Source organism: Celerinatantimonas sediminis (assembly GCF_046054195.1).
GTDB lineage: Bacteria > Pseudomonadota > Gammaproteobacteria > Enterobacterales > Celerinatantimonadaceae > Celerinatantimonas.
Genome location: NZ_JBEQCS010000001.1, coordinates 414,319 through 435,177, shown reverse-complemented (window position 1 = coordinate 435,177; position 20,859 = coordinate 414,319). Strand labels below are relative to the sequence as shown.

The 20,859-nt window shown below is 43.6% G+C and carries 15 protein-coding genes; 7 read left to right on the top strand and 8 right to left on the bottom strand.

All coding sequences use genetic code 11. The annotated features are described in order from the left end of the window. Positions 1-33 precede the first annotated feature (33 nt). Positions 34-1,443 (top strand): MFS transporter, encoded by a 1,410-nt coding sequence (locus tag ABTQ23_RS02040; RefSeq protein WP_408613951.1) that lies wholly within the window; start codon positions 34-36, stop codon positions 1,441-1,443. Between the two features lie 432 nt (positions 1,444-1,875). Continuing rightward, positions 1,876-3,966 carry an elongation factor G gene (gene fusA, locus ABTQ23_RS02035; RefSeq protein ID WP_408613950.1) on the top strand — a complete coding sequence of 697 codons (2,091 nt, stop codon included), beginning with the start codon at positions 1,876-1,878 and terminating at the stop codon, positions 3,964-3,966. Between the two features lie 68 nt (positions 3,967-4,034). On the opposite strand, the gene ABTQ23_RS02030 is transcribed toward fusA, so the two are convergent. Together ABTQ23_RS02030 and ABTQ23_RS02025 are read right to left on the bottom strand one after the other, a co-directional pair. Then, positions 4,035-5,408 (bottom strand): MFS transporter, encoded by a 1,374-nt coding sequence (locus tag ABTQ23_RS02030; protein ID WP_408613949.1) that lies wholly within the window; start codon positions 5,406-5,408, stop codon positions 4,035-4,037. Between the two features lie 106 nt (positions 5,409-5,514). Continuing rightward, the gene (locus ABTQ23_RS02025) at positions 5,515-7,734 is read right to left on the bottom strand and encodes a FepA family TonB-dependent siderophore receptor (RefSeq protein WP_408614050.1); all 2,220 of its coding nucleotides are present in this window, start codon (positions 7,732-7,734) and stop codon (positions 5,515-5,517) included. A gap of 309 nt (positions 7,735-8,043) precedes the next feature. Here ABTQ23_RS02025 and ABTQ23_RS02020 point away from each other — a divergent pair, with 309 nt between their 5' ends. From ABTQ23_RS02020 to ABTQ23_RS02005, 4 genes are read left to right on the top strand one after another with little or no spacing between them, the layout of a single operon-like run. After that, on the top strand, positions 8,044-8,931 hold the full coding sequence (locus ABTQ23_RS02020) for a siderophore ABC transporter substrate-binding protein (protein WP_408613948.1): 888 nt from the start codon (positions 8,044-8,046) through the stop codon (positions 8,929-8,931). Further along, positions 8,931-9,890, top strand: coding sequence for an ABC transporter permease (locus ABTQ23_RS02015; RefSeq protein ID WP_408613947.1), 960 nt, complete (start codon positions 8,931-8,933; stop codon positions 9,888-9,890). Before ABTQ23_RS02020 ends, ABTQ23_RS02015 begins: the two co-directional genes overlap by 1 nt. Further along, positions 9,887-10,861, top strand: a complete 975-nt coding sequence (locus ABTQ23_RS02010) for an iron chelate uptake ABC transporter family permease subunit (RefSeq protein WP_408613946.1) — start codon at positions 9,887-9,889, stop codon at positions 10,859-10,861. The genes ABTQ23_RS02015 and ABTQ23_RS02010 overlap by 4 nt, the downstream gene beginning before the upstream one ends. Continuing rightward, positions 10,858-11,613, top strand: a complete 756-nt coding sequence (locus ABTQ23_RS02005) for an iron ABC transporter ATP-binding protein (RefSeq protein ID WP_408613945.1) — start codon at positions 10,858-10,860, stop codon at positions 11,611-11,613. The genes ABTQ23_RS02010 and ABTQ23_RS02005 overlap by 4 nt, the downstream gene beginning before the upstream one ends. Before the next feature lie 4 nt (positions 11,614-11,617). Here ABTQ23_RS02005 and ABTQ23_RS02000 read toward each other — a convergent pair whose 3' ends face one another. From ABTQ23_RS02000 to ABTQ23_RS01985, 4 genes are all read right to left on the bottom strand, one after another. After that, a complete protein-coding gene (locus ABTQ23_RS02000; protein ID WP_408613943.1) occupies positions 11,618-12,136 on the bottom strand; it encodes a PadR family transcriptional regulator in 519 nt (172 codons plus the stop codon). Between the two features lie 268 nt (positions 12,137-12,404). Continuing rightward, positions 12,405-13,154: a DUF554 domain-containing protein gene (locus ABTQ23_RS01995; RefSeq protein ID WP_408613942.1), complete on the bottom strand. Its 750-nt coding sequence runs from the start codon at positions 13,152-13,154 to the stop codon at positions 12,405-12,407. Then, the gene (locus ABTQ23_RS01990; RefSeq protein ID WP_408613941.1) at positions 13,151-13,780 is read right to left on the bottom strand and encodes a UbiX family flavin prenyltransferase; all 630 of its coding nucleotides are present in this window, start codon (positions 13,778-13,780) and stop codon (positions 13,151-13,153) included. The genes ABTQ23_RS01995 and ABTQ23_RS01990 overlap by 4 nt, the downstream gene beginning before the upstream one ends. A 2-nt stretch (positions 13,781-13,782) precedes the next feature. Further along, positions 13,783-15,276, bottom strand: coding sequence for a UbiD family decarboxylase (locus ABTQ23_RS01985; RefSeq protein WP_408613940.1), 1,494 nt, complete (start codon positions 15,274-15,276; stop codon positions 13,783-13,785). Between the two features lie 133 nt (positions 15,277-15,409). Here ABTQ23_RS01985 and ABTQ23_RS01980 point away from each other — a divergent pair, with 133 nt between their 5' ends. Beyond that, positions 15,410-16,297: a LysR family transcriptional regulator gene (locus tag ABTQ23_RS01980; protein ID WP_408613939.1), complete on the top strand. Its 888-nt coding sequence runs from the start codon at positions 15,410-15,412 to the stop codon at positions 16,295-16,297. A gap of 25 nt (positions 16,298-16,322) precedes the next feature. Here the strand turns inward: ABTQ23_RS01980 and ABTQ23_RS01975 are convergent, their stop codons facing one another. Together ABTQ23_RS01975 and ABTQ23_RS01970 are read right to left on the bottom strand one after the other, a co-directional pair. Then, positions 16,323-17,708, bottom strand: a complete 1,386-nt coding sequence (locus tag ABTQ23_RS01975; protein ID WP_408613938.1) for an efflux transporter outer membrane subunit — start codon at positions 17,706-17,708, stop codon at positions 16,323-16,325. Positions 17,709-17,715: 7 nt separating this feature from the next. Beyond that, complete coding sequence (locus tag ABTQ23_RS01970) at positions 17,716-20,859, bottom strand: efflux RND transporter permease subunit (RefSeq protein ID WP_408613937.1); 3,144 nt, start codon at positions 20,857-20,859, stop codon at positions 17,716-17,718.

Genomic DNA, 20,859 nt, shown 5'->3' with positions numbered 1-20,859 from the left:
TTAAAAACAGCACTGCCACAAAGAGCTCACTCTATGCAAAAAAATCAAACGCTGTCCTCATTGGGGCTGATTTTATTAGTCGCGGGGCAATTACTACCGCAACTGGACTTTTCCATTGTTAATGTGGGGCTAAATGTGATTGGTGCATCCTTGCACGCCAATACCGCAGCACTGGTGTTAATCGTAGCCCTTTATGGCGTTAGCTTTGCATCTTGTATTGCAACAGGCGCAAGACTTGGAGACCGCTTTGGTCGGCGCAAAGTTTTTATTTTAGGAATAGCCGGGTTTGCGCTGGCATCAACGCTTTGTGCTATCTCACACTCAATTTCGATGATGTTACTCGGGCGCTTGGCCCAGGGATTATTTGGCGCGTTGTTAATGCCGCAGATCCTTGCAACCATTCATGCGTGTTTAAGCGGGCACAAACACAACCGAGCCATTGGCTTATATACAGCGGTCGCAGGATTATCGGTGGCGCTTGGGCAGATGCTAGGCGGATATTTAATTAGTGCTAATTTTTTCGGTTTGGGTTGGCGAGTCGCCTTTTTAATCAATTTGCCCGTATGCGTGGTGATTATTGCCTTAAGTTTTAAGCTCATTCCTGAAACTCGCGCCAGTCAAGTCAGCTCGATGGATTTTAAAGGCATGGGACTTTTTACCACGTTGTTACTATCACTATTAATACCTATCAGCATGGCTGAGCAGTGGCCGCTATTATGGATGCTTCTTATATTGTGTGTACCACTTGCTTATTGGCTTTGGCAAACACAGATGCACCTTGAGAAAAACGGCGAACAGCCGCTGCTTCCCCCTTCTTTATTTGCGATTAAAATAACGCGAGTGGGCTTTTTAAGCGAATCCGCGGTGACCTTCTGTTATGCCGGATATCTATTTGTCAGCGCGCTAACGCTGCAACAAGCATTGCATTTTTCACCGCGCTTATCGGGTGATAGCTTTATCGCTTTAGGAGTGATGTTCTTTGTCGGCTCAATGTTAAGCCGCTCTTTAGCGAGCAAAATGAGCTACTTTAAAAGCTTTGCACTTGGCGCGCTGATTACCTTAATAGGATTTATAACAACCGCCGCGATGATGCATCATTACAATAGTGCAATTACCCTGACCCAGTTATCGCTGGCAACCGGGCTCGTTGGCTTTGGGAACGCCTTTATGCTCACCTCAGCGTTTCGAATTGCGCTATCCAAGGTGCCACTGCATCAAGCGGGCGCGGCCAGTAGCGCTTTAAATACCATTCAGCAAGGCTGTTTCGCCTTAGGCACTGCCGTCGCTGGCGCTTGTTATTCACTGTTTTTAACCCACGGAGCGCTCAATGCGATTGGCCAAACGCTGATGGTTTTATGCGTGATACTCGTGCTCATCAGCCTAAAAGTAGTGCGTTTTAAACACCAACGGCAAAGTGATTCGGACACAGTTTCAAGTCGCTAGATAGAAAAAAACCGCTCTTGGGTAAAGAGCGGTGAACTCTATTGCTTTAAGACAAGGACAATAATTGCTTAAGAAATATACTATCGAGGAAAAGCCATGGAACCCAGTAGCAATAGTGTTTACAACACTATCTATTTACCCTTATATCATCTATTAAGACGTCTCAAGGATTGCTTTGCATCAATAAAATCATTGCGAACTGATTAATAAAAGTTCAGCAAAAAATAAAACCTCGACTAAGATCTCTGTGATCTTTGGGAATCACAATGCCGAGTGTGGTTAAACATCAAACAACCCAGAAACCATCTGCTTAGACTAAATTTCCAAAGAAAATTTTAAAAAGAATGGTATTTAATCTAAAAAACGACGAGAAATACATCAAAAAAATAGGTAAAATACCGCGAAATTTTGTGTCTCCAACTGAGTATTGTTATGACAGACCTTCTAAAATACCGAAACATAGGCATTTTTGCCCATGTTGACGCTGGTAAAACCACAACAACTGAACGTATCTTGAAGTTAACCGGTAAAATTCATAAAACTGGTGAAGTTCACGATGGTGCTGCAACTACCGACTTCATGGAACAGGAAGCTGAACGTGGGATTACTATTCAGTCCGCCGCAACAACCTGTTTTTGGAAAGATCACCGCCTGAACATTATCGATACTCCAGGACACGTTGACTTCACAGTTGAAGTATATCGTTCTCTGAAAGTTCTCGACGGCGGTGTGGGTGTATTCTGTGGTAGTGGTGGTGTAGAACCACAATCAGAAACCAACTGGCGTTATGCAAACGATTCAGAAGTTGCCCGTATCATCTTTGTCAATAAACTTGACCGTATGGGTGCTGACTTCTTCCGCGTTGTTGAACAGATTAAAAATGTACTTAAAGCTCGCCCACTGGTTATGACACTGCCTATCGGCCGTGAAGATGAATTCAAAGGCGTTGTTGATGTTCTTCAACAAAAAGCTTACATCTGGGATGAAACCGGACTGCCAGAAAACTATGAAGTTATTGATATTCCAGAAGATATGGTTGACGATGCGCAAGCATATCGCGAAGAACTGATTGAAACAGCGCTTGAATTAGATGAAGACTTGATGATGGCTTACCTCGAAGAAGGTACTGAGCCAAGCATCGAAGATCTCAAACGTTGTATCCGTGAAGGGACTCGTACACTTGAGTTCTTCCCAACTTATTGTGGTAGTGCATTTAAAAACAAAGGTATTCAGCTGGTACTGGATGCTGTTGTTGATTATCTGCCTGCACCAACTGAAGTTGACCCACAGGATCTGACCGACGAAGAAACTGGTGAACCTACTGGTGAAAAAGCCATTGTTTCTGCAGAAGAACCACTTCGCGCATTGGCATTCAAAATTATGGATGACCGTTTCGGAGCCCTGACCTTTATCCGCATCTACTCTGGTGTGATGAAAAAAGGCGACACCATTTTGAACTCTGCAACCGGTAAAACAGAACGTATCGGTCGTATGGTTGAAATGAACGCGAATGACCGTACCGAGCTGACATCAGCACAAGCTGGTGACATCATCGCGGTAGTTGGTATGAAAAACGTTCAGACTGGTCATACTCTGTGTGATGTGAAAAACCCTTGTACTCTGGAACCAATGATCTTCCCAGAACCAGTAATCTCAATTGCTGTTTCACCAAAAGACAAAGGTTCTGTTGAGAAAATGGGTATCGCAATCGGTAAAATGGTTGCAGAAGATCCATCATTCCAAGTTGAAACTGATGAAGATTCAGGTGAAACCATCCTTAAAGGGATGGGTGAATTACACTTGGACATTAAAGTAGACATCCTGAAACGTACTTACGGCGTTGAACTTGTGGTTGGTAAACCTCAGGTTGCATACCGTGAAACGATCACCAAGGAAGTTGAAGATAGCTACACCCATAAGAAACAGTCTGGTGGTTCTGGTCAGTTCGGTAAAATCGACTACCGCATTAAACCAGGTGAAGTGGGTTCAGGCTTTAAATTCAGCTCTACTGTGGTTGGTGGTAACGTACCTAAAGAATTCTTCCCAGCGATCGAAAAAGGTTTCGCGGGCATGATGCATGAAGGTGTTCTGGCTGGTTACCCAGTACTGGACGTTGAAGTAGAACTGTTTGATGGTGGCTACCATGCGGTTGACTCCTCTGCGATTGCGTTTGAAATCGCAGCTAAAGGTGCATTCCGTCAGTCTATGCCAAAAGCAGGTCCTCAGCTGATTGAACCAATCATGAAAGTTGACGTATTCACTCCAGATGACAACGTTGGTGATGTTATCGGTGACTTGAACCGTCGTCGCGGTATGATTAAAGATCAGGATCCAGGTGCAACTGGCGTACGTATTAAAGCAGATGTTCCATTATCAGAAATGTTTGGTTACATCGGCCACCTGCGTACTATCACTTCTGGTCGTGGTCAATTCTCTATGGAATTCTCTCACTACCTGCCTTGCCCTCAGAACGTTGCAGAGCAAGTGATTGCAGAAGCCAAAGCTCGCAAAGCTGCTAAATAATTAGCGACTTGCATGCAAAAAACCGCCGCCTTTCGCGGCGGTTTTTTTATGTGTGAAAAATATGATGTCTATTGATTACTTTGCGTTGAAACACTCTTAGGCAATCTGAGTACATCAAACCACGCCACTAAGGCCATCGCTGCCAAAATATAAAACACCAACGAAAACAATCCTGTGGAATTATCAGCTACCCATTGAGTTTGAGGCAATATCCGCAGTAGCAATCCGCAACATGCAATGCCTAACGCCCGGCTCATTGTTCGTATAATCGAATTGATCGTCGAGCCATCGAAAATCTCATTTTTAGGCAGATCAATTACCGAAAGAGTCGATAAGGTTGTGAACTGCAATGAGCGAACAACACCACAGAAAAAGAATAAAATAGCCAATATCCAATCAGGTTGATGCAATGAGATTTGAGCACATAACACCAAACTTAACGCCACGCATAGGCCGTTAATTTTTAACACACGCCGGAACCCAAAAGTCGTAATCAGCCATGTCGTACGCGATTTAGTCAGTAAATTTCCAACAAATAACCACAATAACATGGCGCCAGAGGCGGCAGCAGAATACCCCATCGCCAATTGCATCATAAGTGGTAAAACAAAAGGCACGCAGCTAATCACTAAGCGAAATAGCATTCCGCCACGATTGCTAACCCGAAATGAGCGATGACGAAAGGCATGCAGATGAAACAGCGGCTGTGAGCTATGCAGTAAATGGTAAATAGCACCAGCCATCACCACGGCCGATATTGCCAAAATGAGTAAACTCATTCCAACGGATAATTCATTTGCAAGCTCTATCACAACCATAAATGGGGTTAAACCAAGCGTAATTAAACTAAACCCAAGGTAATCAAAGTTGCTCGAACTTGATGGTAATTCCTCAAATGTTAGCCAGATACAACCGAATAACACCGCTCCAATCGGCACATTGAGCAAAAAGATCCACGACCAATGCCAATAAGTACAAATCACCCCGCCCACAACCGGGCCTAAAATAGGTGCTAACAAACCCGGCCAGGTTAAGGTCGCCATTAATCGAATACGTTGCTCAGACGATGAATTTTGTAAAACCATCATTCGGCCAACGGGAGCCATCATCGCCCCAGCGATTCCTTGAATAATTCGCATCGTGATAAACACAGCTAATGATGGACTAAAAGCACATCCCAACGAGGCGCCAACAAATAGCCCGAGCGCACTTAACAGCACTTTCTTGGCTCCAACTCGTTTAGAGATCCACCCAGCAAGTGGCGTTCCAAGCATTACCGCAATCAGATAGCTTGAAACCGCTACCGATAACGCTGCTGCGGGGATAGCGAAATCACGAGCAATTGATGGTAGTGCCGTGTTTAAGACACTGCCATCAAGGTTTTCCACAAATCCTACCGCCGCAACAAGATAGGCATAGAAAAATGGCGAGTACTTAGCCATATAAACAGACTCTCGGTTAGAATGTAATCAGAATGACAATAAAGATATATCTTAAAGGATAAGCACTATATCATAGTCAATGCGTTACAAAAGTCTGTTTACTCATTTAAAAAGAAGCCGTCAGCTTGGCATAATAGGCTCGGCCATGTTGGTTAAAGGTATTACCACCGTTACCGCTGCGTAATATCACCTTATCAAAAATATTACTCATCCCTGCTCCCAACGAAATATGTTTCGTCAGATGATAGTTAGCGCCCATGCCTAACAAACCATAAGATCCCAAGGCCGTTGTATCCATACCATAACTATCATTACGAATCGTAGCATTGGTTCGAGGTTTGCGGCGGCCATAGAAGGTGTAATTCAGATTCATATCTAATTTGTCACTCGCTTGCCAATCGAGCATTGAGTTGAGTGTATATTTGGGAATAATTGAAATGGGATTTCCCGTTGAATAGATTTTATTTTCAATCATATAGGTGGCGTTTGTGGAGAATTTCAAATCTCGATGTAGCGGCACGCTCAGGTTCGCTTCTAAGCCTCGAACTAAAGCTTTACCAGTGTTTTGCCATTGATAAACATTGTAGGTGCTGCTGTACCAACCATCGACGGCAACCGTTCCCACTAAATCGGTTCCTGAAACAATTTTGTTTTGATAATCATTATGGAAATAAGTGATACCTGCCACATAGCCAGCATTTTTAAACTCGATACCGATTTCAGAGTTAATACTGCGTTCAGGTTTTAAATCAGCATTACCAATGAGATAACATCCACCACTAGCTTGACTGGTCGGACAACCATTGCCACTGGATAACTCTAGATAATTAGGATTAAGCTGGTAAAGGTTTGGCGCTTTAAATGTTCGTGCGATCCCTGCCTTCAAAGTAAACATCGCCCCTAACTGCTGCGATAAGTTAAGGCTTGGGCTCCAGTTATAGCCAAACTCATTATGATGATCTAAGCGCACAGCTGGCACCAATGTTGTTGATTGAGTCAATTTGATGCTATTGGCTGCATAAATCCCAAATAACGTATCTTGGCTTTTAGGACTGCTATTTTCATCATAATCCACACCATCATAGTCAAATGAAGCACTTTGACCAGTTGAAAATGGGTCGTTTAAAGTGTCATGATTCCAGTCAAACCCCACGGTTAAGGTTTGAGGAAAAATAAAATCAAGTGGAATATCTGCTTTGCTAGCGCCACGATAATTACGCAAATGGCTAGTTGAAAACGATTCTGCGCTGGTGATCTGTCCGTCAACTTTACCAGTTAAACCTTCATCCATACGGCTATTACGAGTAGCGCTATAAGAGAGCGAACTATCGGTATTACCCCAAGACCAATAGCCGGTGTGAGTAATCACATAGCTACTGCGATACATGCGATTGGTTTCAGCGCCAGCGTTGACCAGAGATTCAGTCGCATCGCTGGCCAAACTTAATGCGGTATCGCCAGCATAGATATTTCCTTGGCGGCTAAAACCATATTTAAAGTTAGTCGTTTGCCTCTCGGACATTTTCCAAGATAAAAGTGCATTAATATCTTTATTGCGAACCCCTTCCATCCCTGCTTCATCGTTGCTGCTATTGACACTGCTATTAATATTAGGGCTGTCAGCATCTGTTTTATTTACATTTCCATAAAGACGCATAGTCAGTACATCACTGGACAACGGCCCGCTTAAATCAAAGTTAGCTCGTTTGGTCGCCCCCTCTTTAGAGCTGCGAGGTTGATTCGTATAAAGGCTAAAAGAGCCATGCCATTTTTTAGTCGGTCGCTTGGTTATGATATTAACCACCCCACCCATAGCACCACTGCCATAAATAGCAGCCGCAGGTCCACGCAGCACCTCAATTCGAGCCACTTCTGAAGCAGGAACCCAATTGGTGTCCCCGCGCGTATCTCGCTCTCCAGTTCGGTCATAACGTACGGAATCCCGTGATTTTACTGGGACGCCATCAATGAGAATCAAGGTATTCTCAGGACCCATACCGCGAATATCAATCTGACGATTATTACCTCGCGAACCTGTATTTCCGTTTCCGGTTAAGTTCACCCCCGGCATTCGGCGAATTAAATCTTTGAGGTCGTTTACTGGTGGTAATTTATCAATCTCTTTTTTCGTGATAATCGATGCACCGGGTTGCTGATCAAGCATTTTGCTCGCAGTTACAGTGATATTGGGCTCAACTTCGCTGGCCTTTGTTTCACTGCTCTTATCTTTGTCACTATGGTTTTGTTGGGTTGTCTGAGCGTTTGGCGTTTTCAATAACGGATCTTGTGTCGCGGTGGTTGAGTTGCTGGTCGCAGCAAAAGCCATTGATGAACCAAGCGAAAGACATATTCCTGTGCCGACAGTTAGAAGCCGTCGAGACCTTAAACCTGAAGCCATCATAAATTTCCCTTTACAGAATAAAAAATATTTTGAATGATAATTATTATCATTATCAAAATATATCTTATCAGGAAGGAAATAATGTTTTAAGATATATCTTGATTTTTTTTATTGATATTATTCAATCACGTCTGATGACGTTGTATAAATTCAGGAGAATCTATGTTGAATTATTGGTTCAAGAGATTGCAGCCCCAATGGCTTTTAGGTGCAATTTTTACAGGGATATGTTTGGTGTCTGCCAATGTCCAGGCTTCATCGGCAACCATAACGGTCACAGACAATATTGGGCCCCATCAAATTCCAGCCCATGTAAAAAAATTGATTGTCTATAACCCGGAAATACTCGATACCTTACATGCTCTAGGGGTTCATGTCGCTGGCGTGCCAAAAGTTGAAACTTCGCTACCTGCTTTTTTAAAAGAATACGATCAAAGTAAATACCTAAATGCCGGTTCGATGTTTGAACCTGACTTTGAAGCACTTAGCCGCTTTAAACCTGATCTAATCATTGCCGGGGGGCGTACTACTCGCGCCGACAAAGAGCTAAGTAAAATCGCTCCGACACTTAATTTAGATGCAGATATGAAACAATTTCCTGATAGTTTGTTAAAACAGACCATCAAACTTGGGCAGATCTTTGGCAAACAGCAAAAGGCGCAACAACTGGTTAAAGAATTTAAACAAGAGGTTGCCAAAACCCAAGCGCTGTTACCCAAACAACACAAACGTGCTCTATTTATTTTGATCACAGGCGGGCGTTTATCGGCCTTTGGTCCAGGATCGCGATTTGGTTTTATCTATAACACGCTAAATTTCACACCAGCGCTAACCCAACTTAAATCAATGGGTCCTCATGGCAATTTAATTAGCAGTGAGCTACTTCATCAAGCCAACCCAGACTGGTTATTTGTATTAGATAGAGATGCTGCTATTGGCCGTAAAGATGCAAAACCAGCCGCTCAGGTTCTGAATAACCCACTGGTAAACAGCACAAATGCAGCAAAATTAAAACATATTGTGTATGTGAATCCAGCTGAAATGTATGTAGCAGGCGGTATCACTACCTATCTGCATGCCATCAAAAATATCCGTCAGATATTGAAAAAGCAGAACCAATAATGCCTGCGCGTTATTACGGAGCTATCAAACTTGCGGCAATTATTGGGCTACTAATGCTCTTATCCGCGGCAAGTTTGTTAACTGGCCCGGGCATGTTCAAAGGCTCTTCAGGTGCGCTCAATATCGATCTGAACATCATTGCCATCAGCCGCTTGCCACGCACTATTGCATTGCTGTTAAGTGGCGGTAGCGTGGCAGTTGCAGGACTGGTCATGCAACTGCTTAGCCAGAATCACTATGTGGAGCCTGCAACCACTGGCACCATGCAAGGAGCTGCGCTCGGCATTTTGGCCATGTATCTATTTTTCCCCAATGCGCCTGTCATGGTTAAAATCATTATGGCAAGTATTGGGGCGCTGATTTGCACTCTCATTTTTTTGCTGATGCTCATGCACATTAAAGTCAAATCGACACTTTTGGTTCCAGTCATCGGTTTAATGTACGCGGCGGTGTTAACCGCATTGCTGACATTCATTGCGATTCACTATGACCTACTGCAATCGATAGTCAGCCTACAATCGGGCGATTTCTCTGCGGTACTTAAAGGACGCTATGAAATCATCTGGATTGCCGCGATTATCACAGCAGCGCTTTGGTGGGTAGCCGATAGCTTTAGTGTCATGGCGATGGGCCGCAGCTACGCCATTAATGTGGGACTCAACTATCAGCAACTTATATTACTGGGCATTCTTGCTATCGCGCTGATAAGTGGCGTTACAATCGCAATTGTTGGAGCCCTCCCTTTTTTAGGTTTAGTGGTACCCAATCTGGTGCGAGTCCTCGTTGGGGACAATACACGCCGCGCACTGCCTTGGACATTCGTCATCGGCAGCTCCTTGGTACTGTTTTGCGATGTTGTGGGTCGTCTAATTGTCTATCCCTTTGAAATACCAGTTGGTTCAATTCTGAGCGTTTTCGGAGCACTGCTATTTCTTATTTTATTGTACCGACGCGCATGAACAAATTATCTCTTTGGCGGTTCACTCACGCCCAACGACTGATGCTACTGATGCTGCTTGGCAGTTTATCCGCAGTTGGATTTGTCTTTTTTAATCCGAGCACGTTAAACGACTTTATCATTCATAAACGCATGTGGATGTTACTCACCATGGTGATCGTTGCAATCGCCTCAGGCAGTGCAACATTAATTTTTCAGACTCTGACCAATAATCGAATTCTATCGCCATCGGTTATGGGGTTTGAATCATTGTTTGTTTTAGTGCAAAGCGCCCTAGTATTCTTTTTTTCCATCAATCAGCGCCTGGCGGCAACCGAAATGACCAAGTTTGCGCTAGAAGTTATCTTGATGGTCGCTCTAACACTTATTTTATATTATCGATTATTATTTAAACGCAAGCACAATGGTTTGTATCTGTTGGTTCTCACGGGAATTGTCTGCGGCGCACTATTCCAGGGGCTTGCCACGTTATTGCAGCGTCTGCTCTCCCCCAGTGACTTTGCCATTGTACAATCTCAAATGTTTGCTCGCTTTAGCATGGCTGCACCTCGGTTGGTAATCGTGAGTACGGTTGTAACGGCGTTATGTTTAGGTTGGCTCTGGCGCCAACGACACATTCTTAACCTACTTTCATTGGGTCGCCAGCAAACTATTTTATTGGGCGAAAACTGGCGTAATAAAGTTTTTTTACTACTCAGTGTCACCTCGTTACTCGTTGCTATCGCCACCGCTCTGATTGGTCCACTGGCGTTTTTCGGCTTTTTATCTGCCACATTAAGCTATCAGTTCATGCAAACCTATCGACATGAGTTTCTACTCCCTGCGGTCATGGGCATTGGCCTTACAGTGTTATGTCTGTCGCAGTTGATCTTAGCGCACCTGCTAGAGATGTCCGGTTCGTTATCGGTTGTTATCGAATTTATGGGTGGCTTGGTCTTTTTGTATGTGTTATTGAGATATAAAACAACATGATCCAAATTCAAAATATCTGTAAAAGTTACGGCTCTCAGCAAGTTTTAGATGACATCAATCTAACCATCAAACCGGGGGGAATTATCTCTTTAATCGGTGCGAATGGTGCGGGCAAATCAACGTTATTGTCGATAATTGGACGACTGAGCCATGCCGATAGTGGCACGATAAGCATTAATGGTCACCCTATTGCGAGCACCAACGCCAATACGATGGCCAAGTTAGTTTCGATGCAACGCCAAGAAAACCATTTTGTAGCCAGACTCAGTGTCTATGATTTAGTCAGCTTTGGTCGTTATCCCTATAGTAAAGGGCGATTAACACAACACGATAAAATGATCATTGAGCGGGCGCTAGAGTATTTGCAGCTTACTGATTTGGCCGAACGTTTTATAGATGAACTTTCTGGAGGGCAACGCCAACGAGTCTATGTGGCGATGGTTCTAAGTCAGGATACACCCTATATTCTTCTTGATGAGCCACTAAATAACCTTGATATGCGCCATGGCGTATTAATGATGAAGCTCATCCGCAATATTGCCGATGAACTTGGAAAAACCATTATATTAGTGATCCACGATATTAATTTCGCTTCGGTCTATTCAGACCGATTGATTGCAATGAAGGACGGGCGCGTTATCTTTGATGATGTTCCAAACCAGATTATGCACCCTACCATCTTAAAAAACATTTTCGACATTGATGTTGATGTTCATGTCATCAACAACCACCAAATTGGAATCTATTACTAGAAGGCTACTTATAATTATATATCTTAGCGGCTGCATCACTGATGGTCTGCGCGATAAAATCAATACGTTCTTGGCTCATGTCTGGATATTTCAAACGCTGACTACGCAATCCTATTTTTAATTTTTCCATCGCTTGAACAATCGCTTCGATACGCTCCGGCGCACGCGCTTGTACAAGTTTACGCATCTTACGCATCACTTCATTAACGGGCTCTTTATGCTCTTCTAAATAAGCCAGTCCTTGTGCTGTCACTTCATAGGCTTTTTTCGAACGACTGTCGCTTGCTTTATCAATCCAGCCTTGTTCGTATAACGTGGTTAATAGTGGATAAACAACCCCCGGACTTGGGGCATAAATTCCCTGTGAATATTCGTTTATCATCTTAATTACACCGTAACCATGCAACGGATTAAGTCGAATCAGGTGTAACGTCAGCAGCTGCAGCTCAAACTGATTAAATAGTTTGCTCCGCCGCTTTCTGAGTTTGTCTTCTGGCATACTCTCAGAATGATCTGATTTCATAAACACACTATATTGAGCCGTATAATTTGCGAACAAACTATACAAAACCAATACGATAGGCAAGGGAATAACAACGAAATTGACTAAAAATATCGCAAAATTACAGTTGAAATGACTACTTTTGCTTAATCAAGCACGCTTATTAGTCGATTAAACAGAGCAAAATAAGAACCAATCTAAAGCGTAAACGCTAGAAGAAAAAGAAGGGAATAACCAAAAAAGGGGACAGTGATACATGGTCACACTGTCCCAACCACGCATTGACGCATTAACCACTAAAAGTACTTAAGAAATGAGCAAAATGTTCCCAATACGCTGAAATCGGCATCGCCAAAATCAAAGCGGGTAGCATATTGGCAATTGGGAAAACTTTAATCTTACAAATTCGCATCCCAGTGACAAACATAATAAGTCCACCGACTGCGGTAAAATCAGCATTCATATGGGCAGTTGCCACTGGCACGATAAAGACTGCACAATAAGCTAGAATAAGCTGGATAATCAGTTGCGGAATACAGATGATTGAAACAATGTATCCTAACTGCGTTGCAAAGATAGCGGCAGTCACCAGATCAAGAAAACTTTTAGCAATCAAAATGGTCGGATCGCCAGTCATCCCTTCATGGATAGAACCAAATACCCCTGTACCGCTGGCACAGAACAACACAATCGCCGAAACCACACCAACTAAAAATTCCTGCTGCACCGCAGGGTCATTGGCATCACCTGGAGCTGGAGCCACATGTGCAATCACGCCTTTAGCTTTATTGGCTAGTACACCAATACCTTTTTCGATATAGAGTAATTCGCCGATAAGCGCACCGAGAATTAACGCCAATACCATCGCCGGTAAATTTTGCACTTTAAACAGCATAATAATGCCCATGCCCATTGAGCATGCACCCAATGTTAATGGCAAAGAACGTTTCACTCGTTCTGGGATTTTATGACTTAATCCCGCACCAATAACGCCTCCGATTAGAACCGCAGATCCATTAATATAAGGACCGATAATCATTCTCTACTTCCTTCTTCATTCAAACTTGGACCACCCTGCTCGCCCCAACGAGGCAACATCTCGTGGTCTATTCCAAATAAACTCAGTGCTCTTAAAACGCTGTGGGTGATGATTTCATCAACCGACTGAGGGTTCGCATACAGCGCAGGTACGGGGGGAAATACAATGGCGCCATACTCACTTACTTGATACATGTTCTTTAAATGCCCCAGATGCAGCGGTGTTTCGCGAGCAAGTAACACTAATTTGCGCCGCTCCTTTAAAACCACATCAGCCGCTCGGGTGAGCAGATTATCCGTCACACCATTGGCAATACTAGCCAAAGTGTGCATTGAACAAGGCGCCACTAGCATCCCCAGAGTCTTAAAAGAACCACTGGAAATCGATGCTCCAACTGCGCGTAACGGATGAACAACATCAGCAAGCGCGTATAGCTCGTCTTCACTGACATTGGTTTCGTGTTTGCGGTTTAAATGGCCTGCTTGTGAGACCACTAAGTGTGTTTCAATCGGGGTATCTTTGAGTAACTGCAGCGCTCGCAATCCATAGCGAAAACCTGAAGCACCACTAATTCCGACAACCAGCCGCGATGGACTGGTTGGGGTATTTATTAAACGGCTTGGCATCACTAGGCATCGCTATCAAAGTCAGGGAGGAAACGTTTCACATCGACGTCTTTGAAATGACTGCGTTGGAAATGCTCTCTTAAATGATAAGGAACGGTGCAATCGAAAATCGTTTTAGTGGCAATACCATGGTCACGAATAGATGTTGCATACGCAGGATCAGATGACGGATCTAAAGGATGACAACGCACGCCCGGAATGGAAACAACATCCACATCACTTTGAAAACGAGTCGTCATCGCCCACATGACATCATTCATGTCATAGATATCCACATCAGCGTCGACCAAAAAGCAGTGTTTAAGCTCAGGGAAAGCGGTAAAGGCAATTAAAGCTGCTTGCCGTTGGCGCCCTTCATCAGCTGGTCGAGTTTTGTTGATCTGCAAGATAGCGACATATTTGCCAGTACCAGGTGATGCAGCATAGACATTTTTAACCAAGCCCGGCAGTGCTCGCTCAGTCATCTGCAAAATACTCGCTTCGGTTGGAATACCCGCCATGTTGGTATGTTCTTCACTAGGTCCAATACAAGTTTGTAAGATTGGATGACGCCGATGTGTAATCGCTTTTACTTTAATAATCGGTAGTGAAGGGTTAGCCGCACCAGTGTATCCAGGAAATTCAGGCATTGCTTTACCAACGCCAGTGTTTTGATCTTCTTCAACACGACGATTTGGTAACAGTTCACCCTCGATAACCACTTCAGCTCGAGCAATTGCAAAGTTATCGATAGTTTTACACTTAACGATATCAACAGGTTTACCACGCAACGCGCCAGCGACTTGCAATTCGTCATAGCCAATTGGCGTTGTTGGTGGTTCAAAACACGCACCAATTTCAATCGCAGGATCGACACCGATGCTGATAGAAAATGGTAGAGGTTTACCTAATTTTTCAGCTTTTTCATAGAATGCGCCAATATGACGACCCGCTTGTAAGAAGACTGAAATTTCATCTTTGCTCTGCACGCACAAGCGGTGAATCGTGACGTCATATTCACCAGTTTCAGGATCAGCTGCATAGCACATTCCCATGGTGAAATATGGGCCAGCATCTTCTTCGGTATTGGTTGGAGCTGGTAAGATTTTTAAAATGTCAAAGTCAGGGTCGGTTGCATAATGAACGACTTCATGCACAGGCGCCTGCTCAGAGGCTATCTCTTTAGGTGGTAGAGGGTTCATTACCGAATCTTTAAGGACAAACGGCAATTGCTCTTTAGTAGTATTTAAAAGGCGAGCCACACGGCCTCTAGATGCTAATAAACCGATTAGAACTCGGACATCATCATAGCCTTTAACTTTGTTAAATAGCATCGCAGGGCCAAGGCGAGTCGGACGCTGTACCGTACCGAATGCGCCGACATGGCGATATACACCTGATAATTCGGCATGAGGATCAACTTCTACATCCGTTGCGACGATTTCATCAGGATAATTCTCTAAATATTGGATAGCTGTTCGTAAATCTACGACAGGGAATTCGTTGTTATTTGGCATATTACAAACCCTACAAATAGTAAGTATTTGTACATTACCATTAACTGATTGCTCACAAATAATACCGTTTTAGTTTGCTTGTAATACTCTTTTGGTATACTTATATAATAAATAGAATATCTTGAGATTAATCATGGATATCAAAAGAATAAAATATTTTTGTACGGTTGTTGAACATGGTTCTATATCCAAAGCTGCGAAAGTGTTACATATGGCACAGCCGCCATTAAGTAAACGAATTATGGAGTTAGAAGAAGAACTAGGTGTTACATTATTTAATCGAACAGCAAGAAAAATCGAACTAACAGAAAATGGTTTATATTTTTATAGAAATAGTTTAAATATACTTAATAATTTAACAAATCTTCAACAACAGATGATTGCCATAGGCAGCAATAAAAAAAGCATTATTAATATTGGTGTCTCTTACTTATATTCCCGTTATTCAAGGCCATTAATCAGCCTATTACATCAACATGACTTTGATGTGCGAGTGGCTGTATCAGATTCAAGTCATCTCGAAAAATTGTTAAAAAACAAACAGATTGATTTTGCTCTGTTGCAAGAGCCGAGTGATCATTCGTTTATCGTCAACCATTCATTAAAAAGCGTACCATTAATGGCTATCTGCCATAAAGAATTCTATAGTCAAACCACCGAAGAAACAATTTCGTTTAAAAAACTAGCTAAATTACCACTCATTTTATTGCATCGCATTGAAGGCTCAGGAACATTCGAAGTTATTCAAAATATTATTTACAATTTAAATCCCCAAGCGAATATCGCCATGCGGATTTCTGACCCTCAATTAATTATCAACTTAATTTATGACAAAACACCAGCAATAGCGCTTTTACCTAAAGACGAATTAGCGACTGTTAACCATACAAATGTAAATATATATCCAGTAACAACTGACATTAAATTATTAAAACCATCACTTATCTATATGAAAGGTAAAAAATTCAATCCAGTCATTACTGATATATTAACTGATTTTATTCAATCGCATCGTCATTAAGGCAGATTAAATCTGCCTTAATTTATTATTGATGCCAACCGCCGCCAAGTACTTTATATAAAGTAATTTGGTTAGAGAGTTGTTCGAGACGAATATCCACCAACTGGATTTTAGCGCTGTGATAGTCTTGAGCGGCATCAAGCATGTCATACAAACTGTCCGAGCCCACTGATAATTTGGCTTTAGAGAGCTCAAACTCACTTTTTAATGCTGAATAATAATCTCGATAAGCCGAATATTGTTTCGCATACCCTTGTCGATTGCTTAATGCATTAGAGACCTCTTTGAAGGCGGTTTGAATCACCTGCTGGTAATTGACTATCTCTATTTTTTTCTCGATCTTAGCAACATCAAGGTCCGCCTGTTTGCTCCCAAAATCGAAAATAGGCAACGACACCGAAGGTGTAAATGCCCAACTGCCTGAGTTGAATAAATTATCCAGCGATGAGCTTGCGAACCCAAGAGAGGAGGTCAGTGAAATCGTTGGGAAAAAAGCAGCTCGCGCCGCGCCCACATTCGCATTTGCCGCTTTTAATGAATGTTCAGCGGCGATAATATCAGGTCGATGGGTTAACAACTGCGATGGCAATCCGCCGGCAATGCTCTGCGTGAATCGCTGCGTTAAAATATCCACCGAATGACGAGCTCGGATCGATTGCGGAATCGCTGTTCCCACCACATTCGCTAAGTTATGCCAATCTTGTGCGATTGCCTGCTGATAACTTGCTACATCAGCTTGAGCTGCAGCTAAATTAGCCCTCGCTGTATTAAAATCACTTAATCCATAACTCCCGATAGCGAGCGTCTTTTGGGCTAATTGATAGCTGCTTTGATAATCACTCACGGCCTGACGAGAGAACGCCAGTGCTTGTTGATCGGCTAGCAGTTGCAGGTAATCAGTCGCAACACTTGCAATCAAAGACACTTGGGTACTTTGTTTTGAAGCCGCCGACGCGAGATATTGCTCTAACGCTTGATGTTTTAAGCTACGCAGCCGACCAAAAAAGTCAATTTCCCAAGATGATGTGCCCACCGTTAAACTATCTGAATGGCTGGTTTTACCGCTTGAGTGTTCTGCTGAACTAGAACCAGACAAGTCGATTTCTGGGGCCAAATTGGCCCGAGAAATTCGATATTCTGCACGATATTCAGCAACATCCAATGCAGCGGTTTGCAAATCTTTGTTATTTTTAAGTGCCAGTGAAATCAGCTGTTTTAAATCGGCATCGGTAAAGAAATCCTGCCAGCTAACATCAGCCCCCGTTTGCTCATCGGCGCTTTTTTTAATCGCTGTATCTTTCGGGTAGTTCTGCTCAAGATCTGCTTTAGGTCGCTGATACGTTGGTTCAAATGAACATCCGGCAACGGCGAAGGTCACACTCAACATGAGTAAAAGATGAGTTAATTTCATGGTTGCCTTACTCCTTTTCATCATCAGCTGGGTTATGTTCTTTAAATAGTCGTCTCACAACGACAAAGAACACCGGTACCAGATAAATCGCCAAAATCGTGGCAGCAATCATACCGCCAGTGACCCCGGTTCCTATCGAACGGCGGCTACTTGCGCCTGCACCAGTACTAACAACCAACGGTAAAACCCCAAAAATAAATGCCAAGGAGGTCATCAAAATAGGCCGCAATCGCATTCGACAAGCTTCCACAACGGCACTGACTATATTTTTGCCCTGAGTTTGAAGATCTTTGGCAAATTCAACGATTAAAATAGCGTTCTTAGTCGATAGGCCAATCGTTGTTAACAAGCCGACTTTGAAATAGATATCGTTTGATAAGCCGCCCATGTCAGCGGCCAGTAATGCCCCCAAGAGTCCCAATGGCACCACCAAAATAACTGATAGTGGAATAGACCAGCTTTCATACAACCCAGCCAAGCACAAAAATACCACCAGCAGCGAAATACCATACAAGTAGAGAGACTGGGAACCAGCCATCCGCTCCTGATAGGATTGCCCAGTCCATTCAATTAAATACCCTTGAGGTAAACTTTTGGCAACTTGCTCCACGGCACTCATCGCATCACCAGAGCTAAATCCAGTGGTTGTGGATGCAGTGAGCTCCATCGCATCATCGCGGTTATATCGCTCAAGTAATGGCGGGCCATAAGTCCACTGACCTGTTGCAAAGGCAGAGAAAGGCACCATCTCATCGTCATAGCCGTTGCTGGTACTGGCAGTTGCATCAGAACCTCGTACGTACCACAAATTAATATCGCTTGGCATCATCCGATAAGGCGCATCCGCTTGTACATAAACATCTTCAATGCGACTACCATCTAAGTAGTTATTCACATATGTGGAACCAAAAGCGGTAGATAACGTATCGTTCACATCTGAAATCGACAGTCCTAACTCTTTGACGCGCTGGCGATTAATCTTCACATGATATTGCAATGCATCCGGCAATCCAGAATAACGCACTGAGGAAATAGCAGCTTGTTTTCTAAGCTTCGCCATAAACTCATTTCGAACTTTCTTAAGTTTGTCATGCCCTTGACCGGTTAAATCAATCAACTCAAAATCCAGCCCACTTTGGTGACCTAGACCATGAATTGATGGCGGGTTAACCGCATAAATAGTGGCTGAAGGATCGCTGGCAAAATGCTTATTTGCTCGGGCAATCACCGCTTCAGCACTTTCATTGGCTCCACGCTTTGACCAGTCTTTAAATGTGACAAACGCCATCGCATTATTCTGACCATGGCCGCTGAAATTAAAGCCTAAGATTGACACCATTTTTGCAGTCGCAGGCTCTTGGGTGAGAAAATAATGCTGAACCTTTTTCATCACCTGCCCAGTTTTAGCAATAGGCGTTCCTGGTGGCGTCGTCACAATGACCATGATGTTACCTTGGTCTTCCTGAGGTAAGTACGTGGTCGGCAATTTAACGTACAAATAGCCAACAACAGCAACAATCACGACATAGATAACCATGCTCAATCGCGAACGACCAACGACTTTGCGAACACCTCGGCTATAACTTGATTGGGTTTTATCAAAAGTGCGATTAAACCAACCGAAGAAACCTTTGGTATGACGCGTTTGCGTTCCTGATTTTAATAGCGAACCACATAGTGCTGGCGTGAAGGTCAAGGCCAATAACACTGACAACAACATCGCCGAAACGATTGTGACTGAGAACTGGCGATAAATTGCACCGGTTGAACCGGAGAAAAAGGCCATCGGGATAAATACTGCCGTCAATACGGTTGTGATCCCAATTAATGCACCTGTTATCTGTTTCATCGCTTTAGTGGTAGCTTCTCGAGCAGAAAGATGCTCTTCGTGCATGATTCGCTCAACGTTCTCAACCACCACAATCGCATCATCGACTAATAGACCAATCGCCAAGACCATCGCGAACATCGACAACACGTTGATAGAAAAACCACAAACAGCCATGATCCCAAAGGTACCCAATAGAGCCACTGGCACCACAATGGTCGGAATTAAAGTTGCGCGGATGTTCTGTAAAAACAGATACATGACCAAGAAAACCAGCACGATTGCTTCAAACAGGGTTTTGACCACTTCCTGAATCGAAATTTTAACAAACGGTGTGGTTTCGTAGGGGTACTTCACTTTGACGTCACTAGGCAGCTGCGCCTGCAAAATTTTCATTTTGGCATGCACCGCGGCAGCAACATCCATCGCATTGGCCCCAGTTGCCAACATCACCGCGAGCGAGGCCGCAGGCTCGTTATCAAAGCTTGATGCCGTTTGATAGCTGCTCGCCCCCACCTCTACGCGCGCAACATCCTTGAGAAGTACTTTTGAGCCATCACTTTTCACCCGCAGCAAAATATTACGAAATTGCTTCGCTGAGGTCATCAGCGAATCAGCTGTAATTGTTGCGTTAATCGATTGGTCTTTGACCGCTGGGGCCCCACCAACTTGCCCGGCAGAAATCTGCACGTTTTGGTCACTGACCGCATCATCGACATCGACTGTGGTCACGCCAAGCGCCTTCATTTTGATGGGGTTCAGCCAGATGCGCATCGCTTCTTCTGGACCAAATAAGCTGACTTCACCGACGCCACTGACCTGAGTAATAGGGTCTTCCAACTGCGAGGTGATAATATTCCCAAGTTGAACTTGGTTATATTTATTATCAGGGGAAGTCAAAGAGATCAGCATCAGGAAGTTATCATTTGACTTGGTCACTTCAATCCCCTGCTCTTGAACCACCTCAGGTAGAGAAGATTTAGCCTCATCAACTTTGTTTTGTACTTGAACCTGTGCAATATCAGGATCGGTACCTTGCTTAAAGGTCAACGTAATACGAGCAGATCCAGTATTACTGCTTTGCGAAGAGATATACAGCAGGTTATCAATCCCACTTAAATCCTGTTCAATCACCCGCGTCACCGTATTGGTGATGGTTTCAGCTGAAGCCCCTGGATAGTCAACCGAAATACGTACCGATGGTGGCGCAATACTTGGATATTGTTCGACAGGTAGTGATAACACGCCAGCGGCACCGGCCAGCATAATAATAATGGCAACAACCCATGCCAAAATGGGACGATGAATAAAAAACTTCGGCAT